This is a genomic window from Kitasatospora sp. NPDC002227 (assembly GCF_040296285.1).
Taxonomy (GTDB): Bacteria; Actinomycetota; Actinomycetes; order Streptomycetales; family Streptomycetaceae; genus Kitasatospora.
In genome coordinates, this window is the sequence record NZ_JBEOWY010000014.1 from 1 (window position 1) to 16,001 (window position 16,001).

Sequence of the window (16,001 nt, forward strand, 5' to 3'; positions counted from 1 at the left end):
AGGATCGACAGCACGATCCGGACCTTCTCCTCCGGCGGCAGTGCCGGTGGCCTCACCATGATCGATCAGACTCCTTCAAGCAGCAGGACCCGCAACAAACGAGCCCCGCCACAAAGTCTGACGCGCGACAGGGGTGACCAACGAAGCATGCTGCCGTCGTACCCCACCAGCACGATCTGAGACAAGCGCGGGCCACCTACCCACAGTGCCGCCTCTCCGGTGATCGAGGCGGCCTTCCCCTGGCCTTCTCCGTGCCCAACACTGCTGACCGGGAGCTTCGGAGGGGGACTGCATGGCCAGGCGAGGCGGACGTCGCACATCTGCGCGGAGGCGCCGGAACAACCAGTGGAAGGCAACGGCCGTTGGCGCCAGTATGCTCCTGCTCCTCCTCTCGGCCTACTGGTCGCTGATCTGGCCATACCTCCTTGGCGCGGCCGGGATCAGTGGTGTTGGAGCGTTGGGGCGGTGGCTGTGGCGCACCGACCGCCTCCTTCGTAGCGGCGATCGGAAGTGGCGGGCCGAGGAACTGGTGCGGGCTGGCCACCGAACTCTCGCCGACGTGGACAAGATGACTGGCACCGAGTTCGAGGAGCTGGTCGCCGGCCTCTGCCGCCGGGACGGGTGTTCCGAGGTCCAACGAGTAGGCGGGGCCGGCGACAACGGAGCTGACGTGCTCGGCCGCCTGCCGGACGGACGCACAATGGTGATCCAGTGCAAGCGCTACGCACCCACCGCCTCGATAGCGAGCCGTGAGGTGCGTGATCTCCTGGGCTCTAAGCAGCACTTCAAAGCCGACGTCGCCATCTTCGTCGCTACCACCCGCTTCACCCGCCCGGCCGAGACCTTCGCCCAGGCGAACGGCATCATCGCCATCCACCGCGATCACTTCGGCGTTTGGAACAACGGTGCCACCCTGGAGTCGCTGACCCACGTCAACGGGGCTGGCCAAGGCGACCCCCGCCACCGCGCCCTATGGAAGAAGACCTACCAGGCCAACGGCCAGTGAGTCCGGCCGTTTCTGGATGCGCCGCGCCACCAGGATCACAGTGGTCCGGGGGCTCCCGCCTGGCGGGAGCCCCCGGACCTCCACACTGCGTCGCGCTCACGTCAGCGAGACACGTCACCTTGCACAGGCACGCCTTCTACCGCTGCGTCTTGAGCCGCTTGTTGCCTCGCCTCCCGAAGAGAGTCGGCAATCGCGGCGAACTCGTCAAGAGCGGCCTGGAGGTCCTCAACGATGTCTGCGGCGATCTCCTCGGGTGCAGGCAGGGAGTCAGCATCCTCCAGGCTCGGGTCGCGAAGCCAAGTGATGTCGAGACTTACCTTGTCTCGGGCCACAAGCTCGTCGTACGTGAAGGGCTTGAAGCGCTCTGTCTCGATCCGCTTGCTGCGGTCATCCGCCGCGAAGCACGTGACAAAGTCGTCCAAGGTGGCCCGCATGAGGGGGTTCTGCTTGAGTGTGAAGTGCTGCGCAGTACGGAAGTCGTACACCCATAGCTTCTCCGTCCACGGCTGCTCGGGGCGCGCTGGCTTCCGGTCAAAGAACAGCACGTTCGCTTTGACGCCGCCCGCGTAGAAGATGCCAGTAGGCAGGCGGAGCATGGTGTGGAGGTCGTACTCCTTGAGCAGCCGACGGCGGATGGTCTCGCCGGCTCCACCCTCGAAGAGGACATTGTCGGGAAGGACCACCGCCGCCCGACCATGGATCTCCAGCAGGGAGGCGATGTGCTGGACGAAATTCAGCTGCTTGTTGGTGGTGGTGACCCAAAAGTCGCGGCGCTCATACGCGATGGCCTCGCGGCTGGCACTTCCGTCCTCGCCGTAGACGGTGATGGAGGACTTCTTTCCAAAGGGCGGATTGGCAAGGACAAGACTGGCTCGCTTTGCCGGCGGCTGCGCAAGAGCGTCCTCGTCCCTGACCAGTTTCGGTCCGTTGGCATGCCCGATGCCGTGCAGGAAGAGGTTCATAGCGGCCAGGCGCGCAGTGTTGCGCACCAGCTCGGTACCCCAGATCCCGCCCGAGCTCAGCGCGCGGCGCTGCTCTGGGGTAAGGCTGGTGCCGTACTCGTGGATGAGGTACTCCGCCGCCGCCAGGAGGAAGCCACCAGTACCGCAGGCCGGGTCCGTAATTGTGTCGTCCGGCGTAGGCCGCACACAGTCGACGATTGCCTGGATCAGCGAGCGGGGCGTGAAGTACTGGCCCGCGCCAGACTTAATGTCCTCGGCGCCCCTTGCCAGCAGCTCCTCGTACGCGTCGCCCTTTACATCGGTGCCCTGCTGCGACCAGTCCTCTTTACCAATCAGATCGACAATGAGGCGGCGTAGCTTGGCTGGATCCTGGATCTTGTTTCGCGCCCCGTTAAAGATCAAGTTGAAGGTAGTGCCAGGAGAAGAGTTGCCGAGATCTTCGAGAAGATGGCGGTACGCGATCTCAAGGGCATCGCCCTTGGCGCTGACCAGTTCCGCCCACCCGCGGCCCTCCCAAGCCGGACCAGCCGGAAGGACCTGCTCACGGAACATGGCCGGCCGAGCTTGGGCCTCATCCGCCATCTTAAGGAACAACAGGAAAGTCAATTGCTCAACGTAGTCAATGGTGGAGACACCGTCATCCCGAAGGACATTGCAGTAGTTCCAGAGCTTGTCGACAAGACGACGGGTTGCAAGGGTGGTCACTCGGGGATCTCCAGGTCGAGGGTGGTCTGAGAGCCGAAACCGACGGGGACAATGGCGGTGGGCGCAGACTCCTTCAGCCGCGCCTGCGAGAAATCAGCCCTACCGGCCACCCGGCTAAGGCTGGGTCCAGATGAGCGACGCTTTGCGGGACCACGATCAGCAGAGATGCGATGCAAAATAGCTTCAGCCGACTCGTCACTCGAATTCTGAGGCACAAGCCGCCCGTTAAACGCATCCGCGAGAAGAGAACGGCGCAAGGACTCCGCGCGCGCCTGACTCAGTTCCACCCCAACAGAGAGCCTCGACATCTTCCATTCAAGGTCTTCATATTGTGCACAGAATCTGCGCTGCTCGACCAAGTCAGGGAGAGGGAATGAGACAGAAGACAGGATCTTCTGATTGACCTTATAGATGCCCGCAGTGGTCCTGGCTTGCTGCTCAATCTGCCTGCGAACAATTCCGGAGTTCCAGATGATCCTCAGGAAGGACGAAAGAATCTTTTCTGAGTTTGGCCGAGCTCGAATAATTGTATCAGGATATGCAACTGGATCTGGGTCTGACTCTACGAGCGAGCCCCGTCCAACAAGGGAAATAGAGCCATTTCCGCGGGAAATCAGGAAGTCTCCACGCGAGACGAGATACGGCCTCGCCTGATCCTCGTCCCAGTCGCCACTCTTCCGCTGCGTGAGATCCACTCGCCCATTAGCCAGTGCCGTCAGCCGAAGGACTGGAAAGCCACCATCGCGAGTAGTTACCGATTTGCCATTCGAGAGCCCCGCCGCCAGAACCTCTTGGAGCGTGACCCGCTCGTGTTCGCCCAGCAAACTGGAAAGCCCGGCAGTAGCCAAGCTGCCGAGGTTCCGCTCCGCCCTAGTGAGCGTGGCGCTCGCGTGGTCAAGTCGAGACAGTTGCTCGTCAAGCAAAGCTACAATTCGCGACTGCTCTGCCCGTGGTGGAATAGGGAGGGCAACTTTCTTTAGCTCCCCACCTGCAATTCCGGCCTGCCCGGCGGTGGTTTTAATATAGGAGCGCACTCGACTTCGGACGCCCTCCCAGGCGAAGGCATACATAACGAACTTGGGATCGACGACGTCTTTCATTACCCTGGCACGGATTAGCTTGTCGGGATAAGTCACAAGCCGCACACCATTTGGCACAATTGCACATCCTCCAACTAGGTTGGAGTTTCCATTGTAGCGCGTGAAGAGAAGATCTCCGGGGTCCAGGCTTGCGCCAGCATCACAGATTTCCTCGGATGACTTCCCCGTGTAACGAACGTCCTCGACGTTGAGCCGCATAGGGCGAACCGCGCTAATTCTGAGGATCGGCACGCCGTTCGGCTCAATGCCCGGCCGGGAAATAAAGATTCCATTTCTCACTGAATGAGAGATGTCGCCAAGCGTTGCCCACGCCCACCCCTTCGGCAGTTCCCCGCTCACGCGCTCAGCTCCCGTCCCAGGTCTTCCAGAATCTCTGCCGCGCGGGCGCCACCGAAGGCGGCGAGGAAGCCGTCGACTCCGCCGCGCTCGATGAAGGGTACGTCCTTGAGGTGGTCGGGCTCGATCGCCGCGTCCGTGGCGATGACGTCGACGATGCGCTCGAGCCACCAGATCTGGTCGCCGGTGAACGCGGCGCCGGCCTGCTGCTGGCCAAGGAGCCACGCGGCGTACCGCTCCTCCACGAGGCTGCGGTACGGCCTTGCCGTCTCGTCCAGGCCAAGCTCTACCCGAAGGAGGCCAATGAGGTCGACAACACCCGCGCCGTGCTGGGGCCGCGCGGCAGCCTTGCCCAGCTGCACGTAGGCGTTCCACAAGGCATCCGGCGTCCAGCGGTAGGGCGGACGCTCGATGCGGCGCGCGAGGTCACGCAACTGGCGATACACCTCGTGCGGGTCACGGCGCTCACGGAAGGCTGCCTCCAGCGGTGCAATCACGTCCTGGTGCTCGTTGAGGTACTGCTGCCAGGAGGTGACCCGCTGGGTCGCGATCTCTTCCGCGGTGATGCCTCGGGCCTCCACGATGTCGTCGACGCTCACCTCGTCGTAGACGATGTCGTGGGCCCGGCGGATCTGCATGATTCGCTCCCGCAGCTCGCGGTTCGCGAAGGGGGTGAGCCCGTCGATCGCGAGCTGGCGGACAGCCTCAGGGCCTCCAATCCGGCGAGCATTCTCCTGAGCATCCGGGTCCACCGCGCGGACAAGGCCGCCGACGATCTCACTCAGCTCCTTGCCTCCCGCCAGTTCGGCGAGCTCACTTCGCTCCTCATCAGTAAGCTGCCTGTCCAGCCGGGCGAGACGGCCGGCGAGAGTCGCGATCTCGTCCTCGGTCAGAGCGAAGGTCGCGCTCTTATCGATCAGTCGCTGAAGCGGGATCTGCTTCTCTGAGGCACGTACCAGCGGCCGGGCATCCACGCGCGGCGAGTCCGTGACTCCGACCGCGTCAACGATCACAAAGCGAACCTTGACCTTCGCGTCGGGTGTCACAGCCTGGAACTCGTCCGCGTCGATGGTGCGCGCGCCACGGCCCTTCATCTGTTCAAAGTAGGCCCAGCTCTTCACATCACGCAGGAAGAACACGCACTCCAGAGGCTTCACATCCGTTCCCGTGGCGATCATGTCGACGGTGACTGCGATGCGCATCTCAGGACTGTTTCGGAACGCCTGGATCAACCGATCGGGGTGCTTGGCCGCGTGCGTGATCTTGACGCAGAAATCATCTCCCTTGCCGAAGACCTGCCGGGCCGTTGCCACAATCTCCTCGGCGTGGTTGTCGTCCACCGCGAAGATCAGGGTCTTGGGAACGTGAGTCCGTCGGTGTTCCGTCTCACCCTCCCCCACTGGCGGGAAGATGTCGGTGAACAGTCGGTCGCGGAACGTCTCCAGAACCAGCTTCAGTTGCCCCCGGCTGATAATCGAGCGGCCGAGCTGCGAGGGAGCCCAGCTCAGGTCGTCCTCCAGCTCCTGGTACCGGTCGCGACGAGTCTTGCGTTCCCGGACGGGCACCACAGTCTCGGCAGGGATGGTGCCGCCCTTCTCTCCCAGCTCGGTACGGATCCGGAACACATCGAAGTCGACATTGACGCCGTCGGCGACAGCCTGCTCGTACGTGTACTCGCTGACGATGTTCTGGAAGAAGAAGCCGAACGTCTGCTTGACCGGGGTGGCCGTCAGGCCCACCAGGTGCGCGTCGAAGTACTCCAGCACCGCGCGCCACTTGCCGTAGATGGAGCGGTGGCACTCGTCGACGACGATCAGATCGAAGCTCTCCGGCGGCATCTTGGGGTTGTAGCCGACCTCCACCGGGCCGTCGATCAGGTCGTAGCGGTCAAGCGCCGCGTCCTCGGTGTCCGCATCAGGAATTTCCCGTCCGGTCAGCGCCAACCACAGGCGCTGCACGGTGGAAACGACGATGTCAGAAGACCCCAGCACAGTCTTGCCCGACATCCGCTGGACCGGGTAAAGCTCGGTGAACTTACGCCCGTCATCAGGGGTGTTGAAGTTGTCGAACTCCATGGCGGCTTGCTTGCCAAGATTGTTGCGGTCGACCAGGAAGAGGATCCGCTTGGCCTTGGCGTGCTTGAGCAGCCGGTAGCTCTCGCTGACCACGGTGTAGGTCTTACCGGCGCCAGCTGCCATCTGGATCAGCGCCCGTGGGTCGTCCTTCGCCAGTGAGCGCTCGAGACCAGTGATCGCCTTGACCTGAGCTGGCCGGAGCGGCTCCGGGTCGAGGAAGGTTCGGGGCAACCGGCGAAGCCGGGCACGGAAGGTGGGCGCCTGCGGATCGGCATCGGCCTCCTCGATCCACCTAGCGATCGTCTCCGGACGGTGCACCGCGAAAACGTCGCGAGTGCGGGCATCAGGATCCAACTCATTCTTGAAGCGGAAGGTGTTGCCGTCCGAGACGTACTGGAAGGGCAGAGTCGCCCGCCATGCGCTCAGCTGCTGCCCCTTCGTCAGGCCAGAGGCGTAACGCGCTGCCTGGTCCTGGGCAACGGTCAGATCGGCGCCTTCGCGCTTAGCCTCAAGCACGCCGACCAGCCGACGATCGACATATAGAAGGTAGTCGGCTCGGCCGACGGCAGTGCTCACCTCTCGAAGAGCCACTCCCCGGCCGGCAAGGAGATTGGCCGCTGGAGCGTCCTGGACAACCCAGTCGGCGGCTTCCAGCATGCGATCGATCCCAGCCCGCACCTGGGCCTCGTTCATCGGCGGCTGAGCCGCCTTGTGGGCACGGGAAATGATCTCGTCACGCGCCGACGCACCAAGCCGTGCGGGCGCAGTGAACACCAACTCGGTTGCGGTGAACTGCTCAAGGCGGGTGTTGAGATGATCGACCAGCTCACGCAGAGCGGCCCGGTCAGCCTCGGCCCGTAGGAGCTCTGCCTCCGCCAGCTCACGGGCTGCCCGCTCACGCTCCAGCCGGTCCTGCTTGCCGTCATAGCGCAGGCGAGCCTCAGCAAGCTTGCTGCGGTAGGCGTCCAGCTCGGCACGGAGCTGCTCGAGTTCCCGCTGCTCCTGGGCCGTGGCCGGCACCGGTCCCTGGACCGCGGGTGCCGGGGGAAGGAACACGCGGTGCGTGGTGTCGGGAGTCAGGGAACGGTGAAGCCAATCCCCGAGCCGGAAACAGTTCTCAACACAGGCTAGGGCGGCCCGGACCTCAGCGTAGTGGTCATGGACAGCACGATTTCCTGTAGCGCGTACCGACTCGAACCATGCCTTCACCTGGGGGTGGAGGATGCCCTCACGGGCCAGCGCGTTGATCCGATCGACCTGGCGGTCCCGGGGGTCTACCCGAATGCCAAGCAGGCCGACCAGGTATCGGGTCATCACCTCACCGAACGCACGCGCCTTGAACATGGCGCCGTTGGCATCGGAATGCACATACGACTCCGCTGCCACCCCGTACGACACCAGAAGCGGCTCATGCTGGAGCAGATAGCCGAAGTTGGCAGACCGTGCCGCAACCTCTGCGATCTGCGGGTCGGCGCCCCCCGAACCGTTGGTCGTCATCCAAACTCCCCCAATTCATGCCTGCGAGGACAAAGCCTTGCAGGATGACATGATTCAACTCCAGTTGCAAGCATTAACTGTCAGTAACCACGACTGGGGGCGAGCGGGCGGCGGGCGAGGCTACACCGCGTTGCCCTGGCAACCGGTGCTGCGCGGCTGGCCAGCTGTCACCCAGTCAGCACCGGCTGCCCTGCTGGCACACGGGGTACACCGTGAAAGACCTGTCGGGCATGCCATTCGCGATGCCGACCGGCGACGGGTGGCAGGCCCGACTGCGGACCAATGACCGGCCGCCCAGCCAGCGCGAGCACGTGCTGCTTGCTGGCCTCGCTACGGCCGACGAAACGCTGCGACACGAGGATGCGATGCCCCTCGCCCAAGCCCAGAACACCCTTGTCGAAGAGCTTGTGGTGCAACGAGCACAGGCACAGGCCGTTATCGACCTCATCCGGACCGTCGTATGACCACCAGCGCACATGCGCGGCCTCCAGGCCGATTGTGCTCGCGCCGAGCATGCCGTCGAAGCCACAGAAGGCGCACTGGAACTCGTAGGCAGTCAGTATGAGTTCACGCATCCGCCGGTCCCGCCGTCGTCGCGCAGCGGTGTCCGCGCCACCCGGCAGGCCAGCCACGGGCCCGGTCTCGGCCAACTCCAGGTCGAGTCCGACGGCCTCGCACAGATCGGTGTGCAGTGACGGCGGGAAGTGGATGTCCAGCAGCACTCTAGCCATCCGTCCCAGTAGCGAAGGCTCCGTGGCGAGCGCCGTCCGCAACTCTGGCACGAGCCTGCCGGTGGCGCCGCTGGAACGGAGAGCCCGGACCCCACTTCCCGGGCTTCCGTGGCCACGATCGGTCCTGACTTCCCACACGCCGTCACTGACCAGATGGTGGAAGGGATACGCGGGAGTTGTCGGGTTCGGTGGCCCGTACTCGACCAGCAGCCGCTTCAGCTCCTCCTCGACCGCGCTGTAGCGCAGTTCACCGTCAGCATCCTGTTGGAAGCTGCCGAGCGCGTACAGCAGCAACAGCGGCTTGTGCGGAGCGCGGACCTCGTTGTTTGTCCACTGCCGCAGCTTCGCCACCCGATCAAGCCAGTCCATGGCCGCCAGCGTAGTTCGTGGCACCGACGTCAACTCCGTGGTGGCGCTTGGCGCCTGGGGGATGCCGACCTACACCCAGCTGGAACGGCTTGGCGTTGAACTCGTCAATCGGGGTAGCAACCGTGGAATCAGACATGGCAGCGACCAGACCGACGACGCCCCGCGCGCTCCGGCCGCCCAGCGTGAGAACGATCACCACGAACGAGACTGGTTCACATACGCTCAACGTGCGCCACCCACTCGGCAGGTGTAGTCAACTATGCCCACTGCTGCCTTCCCAGGATGTGACTGCTGATGAGCGCTCAAGCCGATGGGCTCGAGCCGTGGAAGATCTACGGCGACCGCGTGGTTTATGACAACCCATGGGTACAGCTGGCGCTCGTGGACGTTGAGCCGCCTGGCGTGGCGCGCTTCGAGCATCACGTCGTGCGGTTGAAGCGCGTGGCCATCGCCGCGGTGCTGGATGCCGATGACCGCGTGTTGATGCTCTGGCGGTACCGCTTCGTACCGCAGTCCTGGGGCTGGGAGCTTCCCGGTGGCATCGTCGATCCTGGCGAGGACGGTCTGGGGGCTGCTCTGCGCGAGGTCGAAGAGGAGACCGGCTGGCAGCCGGATCACCTCGACCACGTGGTTAGCTTCCAGCCGATGGTCGGCATGGTGGACTCTCCGCACGAGGTATTCGTCGGCCAGGGGGCGACCCTCGTGGGCGCGCCCGAGGACGGTGAGGAGGCCGGCCACGTCGCGTGGGTGCCGATGTCCGAGATCCCGATGCTCATCGCGGAGGGGAAGCTCATGGGTTCGGGAACCTTGGTGGCGCTCCTGCATGTCCTGGCTTCCCGTAGGCAGTGATAGCCGGGGAGATCGCCGCCCTCACCGCGATGCTTCGAACTTACCGACCATTTGGTCGATTCGGACGCGTTGGCGGGCCGACCCCGTGCGATTGGCAAGGAGCCGCGCCTGACGTAGGCGGTTCATGGCCTCGTCCTGTTGCCCAGTTCGTAGTGGCGCCAGGCTCGTTCCGTGGCGCGGACGTCGAGTGCCTGCCATGCCGCCAGTGTGGCTGCTCCAGTGAGTGCCCGAGCGATGGGTTCCCTGGTGGCTGTCCCGTCCGGGAACTCAGCCGCGCCGCCGAGCCGCGACGAGAATGTGGGTGCCCCCATCGCGGGCACCAAGGCTGGCGCAGGCAGCGGTCTCGTAGGCGAGGAAACGCTCCCAGAGCTGCGGGGACTCCTCGATACCCGCCAGGACGTCTGGGTCTTCGAGGCTCGCCCAGTTGCTCGCCGATCCCGCGAGGATCTCGCCGCCGCATTCTGCGACGAGGGCGGCGAACTGCTCCCAGGTGAACATGCGGCAGACGTGGACCATGCCGGGTACGTGGCGCAGGTCGCCGGTTCGGATGACGGCGTCCGTGACGTCGGTGCCGTAGCGGAGGGCGAGTTGGGTGGCGCCGGGGAAGCGGGCTCGCCAGCTCCCCCACAAGGACATCACCGAGGCGACCACGATGCCGTCGGGCTTCACGATGCGGAGGAGGCCGGCGAGGGCCTGGCGTTCTTGCTCGAAGGCGTACGAGAGCGGGCCTCCGTAGGCGAGGACCATGTCGAACGTAGCGTCAGGGAAGCGGCTCGTGTCGCGGACATCGAGTGTGTGGCGCGCTTCGACGGCGCGTTCGAAGCCCGCTGCGGCGACGTTGACTTCGTTCAGGTGGAGTTGGACGGGCGAGATGTCGGTGACCACTACTCGGGCACCGTGTTCGGCGAGCACGGTCGTGAAGCGGCCTGGGCCCGCGCCAACCTCCAGCACTCGCTGATTTCTCGTCAGATATGGAGCAAGGAAGCGGCGGTGGATCTCGAAGGAGACTCGGCCGGCGACATCCTTGGTGAGCCGGTCGTGCTCTCCCTCACCGAGGGTGTCGTAGTAGCGGCAGATGGCGTCGACGGATTGATCGCTGCGAGGCTTCTCATCCGGTGTGTCAGCCATCGGCCTCCGTCCGTGTCATCAGGGATGCCGCTCTTCATGTGGTCTCTGACCTGGGCTTCTCAAAACGGAGCGATTCGGGCAGGGCTCCGCCACTAGAATGCGTTCCCCGTCGTGATGTCGGCGTGAGCGCCGCCGCGACACTCCGCAGTTTCACCGAGAGGACGGTCTCCGGTCCTATGCGTTGGTCCCAGCTGTACGTGCCCACTCTCCGGGAGGACCCGGCGGACGCGGATGCGGTGAGTCACCGCCTGCTGGTGAGAGGAGGGTTCGTCCGGCAGCTCATGGCCGGCCACTACTCCCTGCTGCCGCTGGCCGTGCGCGTCCGCGCCAAGATCGTGGACATCATCCGCGAGGAGATGACCGCGATCGGCGCCCAGGAGTTCATCCTGCCCGCCCTCCACCCGGCGGAGATCTGGCAGCGCAGCGGCCGCTGGGAGGTGATGGGCGAGGAGATGTTCCGGCTCAAGGACCGCAAGGGTGCGGACCTGGCACTCGGCATGACGCACGAGGAGATCTTCACCGTCCTGTCGCAGGAGCTGAAGTCGTACCGGGACCTGCCGCAGATGTGGTACCAGTTCCAGACCAAGTTCCGGGACGAGGCCCGCCCGAAGAGCGGCCTGCTGCGGGTGCGCGAGTTCACGATGAAGGACTCCTACAGCTTCGACGTCGAGGCCGGCGGACTCGACCGCTCCTTCGACCTGCACAAGGCCGCCTACGAGCGGATCTTCGCCCGCCTGGGCCTGCCCGCGATCCCGGTGCAGGCGTCCAGCGGCAGCATGGGCGGCAGCGCGTCGGTCGAGTTCATGAGCCCGTCGAACGCCGGCGAGGACCTGGTGGTCCGCTGCCCCGGATGCGACTACGCGGCGAACACCGAGAAGGCCACCTCCACGCTGCCCACCGTGGTGGACGGCCCCGGCCTGGACGCCCCCGAGCGGTTCGACACCCCGAACGCGCGCACCATCGAGGAGCTGTCCGTCCAGCACGACGTGCCGGCCGAGCGGCAGATCAAGACGTTGGTGTATGTGGTCGATGACCAGTTGACGCTGGTCCTGGTCCGCGGCGACCACAGCCTCGTCGAGCAGAAGCTCATCGACACTCTCGCCGCCACGGCGGTGCGGCCCGCGACCGCCGAGGAGATCCAGGCGGCGCTCGGGGCCTCCCCCGGCAGCCTGGGCGCGGTCGGCGTCGTCGACCTGCCCATCCTCGCGGACGAAGCCCTGCGCGGCCGCACCGACATGACCACCGGCGCCAACACCAACGGCGTCCACCTGCGCGGCGTGTCGGTCGAGCGGGACATCGCGGTGCAGCGGTGGGCGGACCTGCGCGAGGTGACCGCTGGCGAGCCCTGCCCCCAGTGCGGCACGCCGCTGGAGGTGGTGGTCACGATCGAGGTGGGCCACATCTTCAAGCTCGGTCGCAAGTACACCGAGACCCTCGGCGTGACCGTGCTCGGCCGGGACGGCGAGCGCGTCGTCCCGATCATGGGCAGCTACGGAATCGGCGTGGAACGCGCCTTGGCCTCCATTGTGGAGACGCACCACGACGACAAGGGCATCATCTGGCCCGCCGCCGTCGCCCCATTCGAGGTGGCCGTCGTCATGCTCGGCACCGGCGACGAGAAGGTGGTCGAGGCCGCCGAGGGCCTGTACCGGCAGCTGCAGGGCGAGCGGGTCGACGTCCTACTGGACGACCGTGACGAGCGGCCCGGTGTGAAGTTCCGCGACGTCGAACTGGTCGGCATTCCTTACCGGATCACGGTCGGCGCCCGCGGTCTGGCCGACGGCACGGTCGAGGTCACCACCCGGACCACCGGCGAGACCCAGTCCGTGCCGGTGGCCGAGGCGGTGGAACACGTCCGCAAGCTGCTGACCGCCGCCGTGTGAGCCGTCAGCTCGTCAGCCGGACACCCGGTGAAACGCCTCGCTGAGAAGCGTCTCCGGGTAGCAGCGAAGGATCTTCGCGACGCTGCGCGCCTGGGTCTCGTAGTGGCCCATGGCGCGCAGCTTCGTCTCCAGGGCATCGCCCAGCTGCATCCGTAGGGTGGGCGGTAGCCGCATCGCCTCGACCTTCCTGGGGTCCAGGAATCCGGGTCTGGCCGGTTCGGTGTACTGGATAGTGCTGGTCACCAGGAGCACATCCGGGCTGGCGTCATAGCGGTCGAGCGCAGCGAGGGCGATCCGGTGTGCGGCGCGGTGGTCCGGGTGGCCGTTCATCCCGTTCGGTGGGAAGGCCACCACTCGATGGGGCTTCCAGCGACGCAGTGCCTCGAGAACGAGAGTTGTCCCGGTCGCCTCGTGGTCGCTGAGGCTGCCGTCGGGAAGGTCGTGCACTTCGGCGCAGGTGACTCCGAGCGCCTCGGCGGCGCGACGCAGCTCCTGTTCACGAACGGCGGGAAGGTCCTCTTCGGTGCACATGCCGAGGGTCCTCCCCGCGCCTCCGCGGGTCAGGGTGACGGTGACCGTTGTGCCGCGACGAAGGGCGGTGCGGTGGAGGAGCCCGCCGCAGTGCAGGGTCTCGTCGTCGGGGTGGGCGACAACGACGAGCAGGTCGGCGGCCGTCATGCCGGAACCTCCGTGGCAGCGTTCTCCAGCGCGGCCAGGCGGTCGAGGATGTCGGCATCGCTGACGTTGCCGATCAGGTGTCGGCGGTCGTTGGCGTCCTCGCTGTGCCAAACGGTTTCCTGCGACTGTTCCGGCGTCCACACGAGGCCGGCGGAGTCGATCAGCAGGTAGCGGTGCTTGCGTCCGCCCGCGCTCTTGGCCGCGATCCTGACGTGTCCGGGCGCGTTGTCACGGGCGATGGCAACGGCGTGCTGGAAGTCGCTCTCGCTGATCAGGTAGCGCTCGCGGTTCCGGTGGCCTAAGGGCCCGATCGGCATGAACTGGAAGAGCTGCCACTCCACGATGCCGACGAATCCGCTGAGGAGCTCCGCGATCGCCGCGATGTCACCCGTGTTGCCGGAGTGGACGACGGTGTTGACGCAGATCCGGGCTCCAGCCTTCTCCAGGAGGGATAGGACCGCCAGCTGCGAGGCGATGGTCGCGTGTCGGCGGAACTGCTGCTGCACGGCGTCGGTGCTTCCGTCAAGCGGGATGCCGATCAGGTCGCTGAGGGCGGCCACATCGTCGGCGGCGACCTGTTCGACGGCGCCCGTGCCCATGAAACGGATCCGGGCCGCACCGAGGAAGGCGGTGCCGACGGTGTCCAGGTGGATTTGGAGGCCCAGGTCGTGGAGGCCCTTGAGCAACATGACGATGTCCGGCCGGGTGAGCGGGTCGCCGCCTCCGACGGTGATCTTCTCGAGGCCGAACCGGTCGCGTAAGCCGGCCGCGAACCTGAGCACTTGGGGCGTCTCGGTGATCGTGCGGCCGAAGTAGTTGTAGCAGCCGGGGCAGGCCACAAAGCAGCTCTTGCCCGCGCTGAGGATGACACTGCGCATGATGCCTCACTGGCGCTAGTGGAAAGGTGAGTTGAGCAGTGCGAAGCCGGATCAGCCCTGCGTGGCCATCTGGTAGGCGGCTTGGTAGCCGTCCGCCATCCGGCGGATCGAGAACTCCGCGGCCACGTGGGCGCGACAGATGGCGCGGTCGATCGCGGGCAGGCGGCGGATCGCGTCGGCCATCTGCTGGGCGTTGTCGGCGAGGAAGCCGGTGACGGCGTCTCGGACGAGTTCGGGGGCGGCCCCGGCGCGCAGCGACACAACCGGTGTGCCGCAGGCCATCGACTCGATCGGCACGAGCCCGAACGGCTCGGGGATGAGCGAGGTCATCAGGGTGGCAGCGGCGCCGGCGAGCAGGGCGACCTTCTGCTGGAAGTCGAGCTCACCCAGGAAGGACACCTGGTCGCCATCCACGTGTGGCTGGACCTGCTGCTCGAAGTACGCCCGGTCACCAGGCTTGATCCGGCCGGCGATCTTCAGGCGCAGCCCTGCACGGCGCGCCGCCTCGATGGCGACATGGACACCCTTCTCGGGTCGGATCCGGCCGAGGAACACCAGGTACGGCCACGAGTCGGCGGCCTCGGTGCCGAAGGGGAAGGCTGCCACGTCGATGCCGTGGTGGACGGTGCGGAGGTAGTTGAGTTCCGGCAGGTGAGAGCGCTGGTCTCTGCTGATCGCCACGTAGCGCTCGGAGGCGAACCGGCGGAAGAGCGGCGTGTTGTCCTCGTTGAAGAAGCAGTGCACGGTGTGGACCACCGGGGTTCGCAGTCCGTGGAGCGCCGGGATCGCCATACACCCGGTGTTGGAGTGGACGTGCGAGTGGATGACGTCGAACTCGGAGGCGCGGTCGCGTACCTCCTGGAGCTGGAGCATGCGGTAGACCTCGGGCTCGCTGACACTCGGGTCCGCGTGGAGAGCCGTCGTACCGATGCTGTGGAGGTTGCCGGCCACCTTGGAGTCGCCAGAGGCGAAGACGGTGACGTCGTGCCCGTCGAGGACCTGGGTCGTGGTGAGGTCGGCGACCAGCGACTCGACCGCCCCGTAGCCCCGGGGAGGGACGCTCTCCCATAAGGGGGCGACATGTGCGATACGCATTCGTTCGATCTCCTTTCGATACGGCGGCCCGCCATTGCGACGGGCCGCCTGCGGCAGTTGGGCGCGAGGGCTGTAGCCGGGAACGCCGCCTGTTCGGCTCTGGACGAGGCTCGCTCGGCTTCAGGCGCGCGTGTCAGCGCCAAGCTCGGGTACGCCGGTGAGGAAGCCGCGCACCTCGTCCGCGCAGCGGCGGATGTCCACCTCGTGGGATTCGAGGGTGAACAGCGTGAGGTAGCGGGCGATGTTGGACTCGTAGATCCGCGGGTTGATGCGGTGGGCCGCCATGGTGTCCGGCCACAGCGGGAGCATCCACACGTGGAAATGCGGCCGGTCGAGCTTCTCCTCCTGGTACATCTGCACCGCCGCCAGACCCAACCGCTCGCGCATGGCCCGCCGGACGGAGTGCGTCACCCGCCCGAGCCGTTCCACCAGCGGCAGTTCCATCTCGTCGAGAGCACCGATGTGCGGCCGGACACCGACGACCATGAAGCCGGGCACGGCCCACTCTGCGTCCTGCCTGACGGTGATGACGCCGTCGTCGTACACGGGGGCGAGGATGTCGGGCAGCTCGCGTTCGGCGAGGTTCATGAAGCAGCCCCGGCAGGTGTCCTCGTGGACAAGGCGGCTGGGGCCGCCCAAGAAGTCGAGGTATCGGTAGCCGGACGGCGGGTCCGGCAGACCGGGCTTCACCACGGACTCGGGCATGGGG

Annotated in this window: 13 protein-coding genes; 4 read left to right on the forward strand and 9 right to left on the reverse strand. The window is 65.8% G+C overall.

What is annotated here, in order from left to right:
- Together ABT095_RS15240 and ABT095_RS15245 are read left to right on the forward strand one after the other, a co-directional pair.
- A partial coding sequence (locus tag ABT095_RS15240; protein WP_350529862.1) for a hypothetical protein occupies positions 1-180 on the forward strand: 180 nt, incomplete at its 5' end.
- 388 nt (positions 181-568) lie between these two features.
- The gene (locus tag ABT095_RS15245; protein WP_350530037.1) at positions 569-1,006 is read left to right on the forward strand and encodes a restriction endonuclease; all 438 of its coding nucleotides are present in this window, start codon (positions 569-571) and stop codon (positions 1,004-1,006) included.
- A gap of 101 nt (positions 1,007-1,107) precedes the next feature.
- Here ABT095_RS15245 and ABT095_RS15250 read toward each other — a convergent pair whose 3' ends face one another.
- From ABT095_RS15250 to ABT095_RS15265, 4 genes are all read right to left on the reverse strand, one after another.
- Positions 1,108-2,673 carry a class I SAM-dependent DNA methyltransferase gene (locus tag ABT095_RS15250; protein ID WP_350529863.1) on the reverse strand — a complete coding sequence of 522 codons (1,566 nt, stop codon included), beginning with the start codon at positions 2,671-2,673 and terminating at the stop codon, positions 1,108-1,110.
- Positions 2,670-4,112: a restriction endonuclease subunit S gene (locus ABT095_RS15255; protein WP_350529864.1), complete on the reverse strand. Its 1,443-nt coding sequence runs from the start codon at positions 4,110-4,112 to the stop codon at positions 2,670-2,672. The genes ABT095_RS15250 and ABT095_RS15255 overlap by 4 nt, the downstream gene beginning before the upstream one ends.
- Positions 4,109-7,681 (reverse strand): DEAD/DEAH box helicase family protein, encoded by a 3,573-nt coding sequence (locus ABT095_RS15260; protein ID WP_350529865.1) that lies wholly within the window; start codon positions 7,679-7,681, stop codon positions 4,109-4,111. The genes ABT095_RS15255 and ABT095_RS15260 overlap by 4 nt, the downstream gene beginning before the upstream one ends.
- A gap of 167 nt (positions 7,682-7,848) precedes the next feature.
- A complete protein-coding gene (locus ABT095_RS15265) occupies positions 7,849-8,781 on the reverse strand; it encodes a phosphorothioated DNA-binding restriction endonuclease (RefSeq protein ID WP_350529866.1) in 933 nt (310 codons plus the stop codon).
- Positions 8,782-9,075: 294 nt separating this feature from the next.
- Here ABT095_RS15265 and ABT095_RS15270 point away from each other — a divergent pair, with 294 nt between their 5' ends.
- Positions 9,076-9,630 (forward strand): NUDIX hydrolase, encoded by a 555-nt coding sequence (locus ABT095_RS15270; RefSeq protein ID WP_350529867.1) that lies wholly within the window; start codon positions 9,076-9,078, stop codon positions 9,628-9,630.
- Between the two features lie 267 nt (positions 9,631-9,897).
- Here the strand turns inward: ABT095_RS15270 and ABT095_RS15280 are convergent, their stop codons facing one another.
- Entirely contained in the window at positions 9,898-10,758 is an 861-nt protein-coding gene (locus ABT095_RS15280) for a class I SAM-dependent methyltransferase (protein WP_350529868.1), read from the reverse strand.
- A 176-nt stretch (positions 10,759-10,934) separates the two neighbouring features.
- On the opposite strand from ABT095_RS15280, the gene ABT095_RS15285 reads away from it, so the two are divergent.
- Complete coding sequence (locus ABT095_RS15285) at positions 10,935-12,641, forward strand: proline--tRNA ligase (RefSeq protein ID WP_350529869.1); 1,707 nt, start codon at positions 10,935-10,937, stop codon at positions 12,639-12,641.
- A 12-nt stretch (positions 12,642-12,653) separates the two neighbouring features.
- Here ABT095_RS15285 and ABT095_RS15290 read toward each other — a convergent pair whose 3' ends face one another.
- The 4 genes from ABT095_RS15290 to ABT095_RS15305 form a co-directional block, all read right to left on the reverse strand.
- A complete protein-coding gene (locus ABT095_RS15290) occupies positions 12,654-13,319 on the reverse strand; it encodes a PIG-L deacetylase family protein (protein ID WP_350529870.1) in 666 nt (221 codons plus the stop codon).
- A complete protein-coding gene (locus tag ABT095_RS15295; protein WP_350529871.1) occupies positions 13,316-14,158 on the reverse strand; it encodes a radical SAM protein in 843 nt (280 codons plus the stop codon). Before ABT095_RS15295 ends, ABT095_RS15290 begins: the two co-directional genes overlap by 4 nt.
- A gap of 90 nt (positions 14,159-14,248) precedes the next feature.
- Entirely contained in the window at positions 14,249-15,292 is a 1,044-nt protein-coding gene (locus ABT095_RS15300; protein WP_350529872.1) for a glycosyltransferase family 4 protein, read from the reverse strand.
- Positions 15,293-15,412: 120 nt separating this feature from the next.
- Positions 15,413-15,997, reverse strand: coding sequence for an HIT family protein (locus ABT095_RS15305; protein ID WP_350529873.1), 585 nt, complete (start codon positions 15,995-15,997; stop codon positions 15,413-15,415).
- Positions 15,998-16,001: the final 4 nt, after the last annotated feature.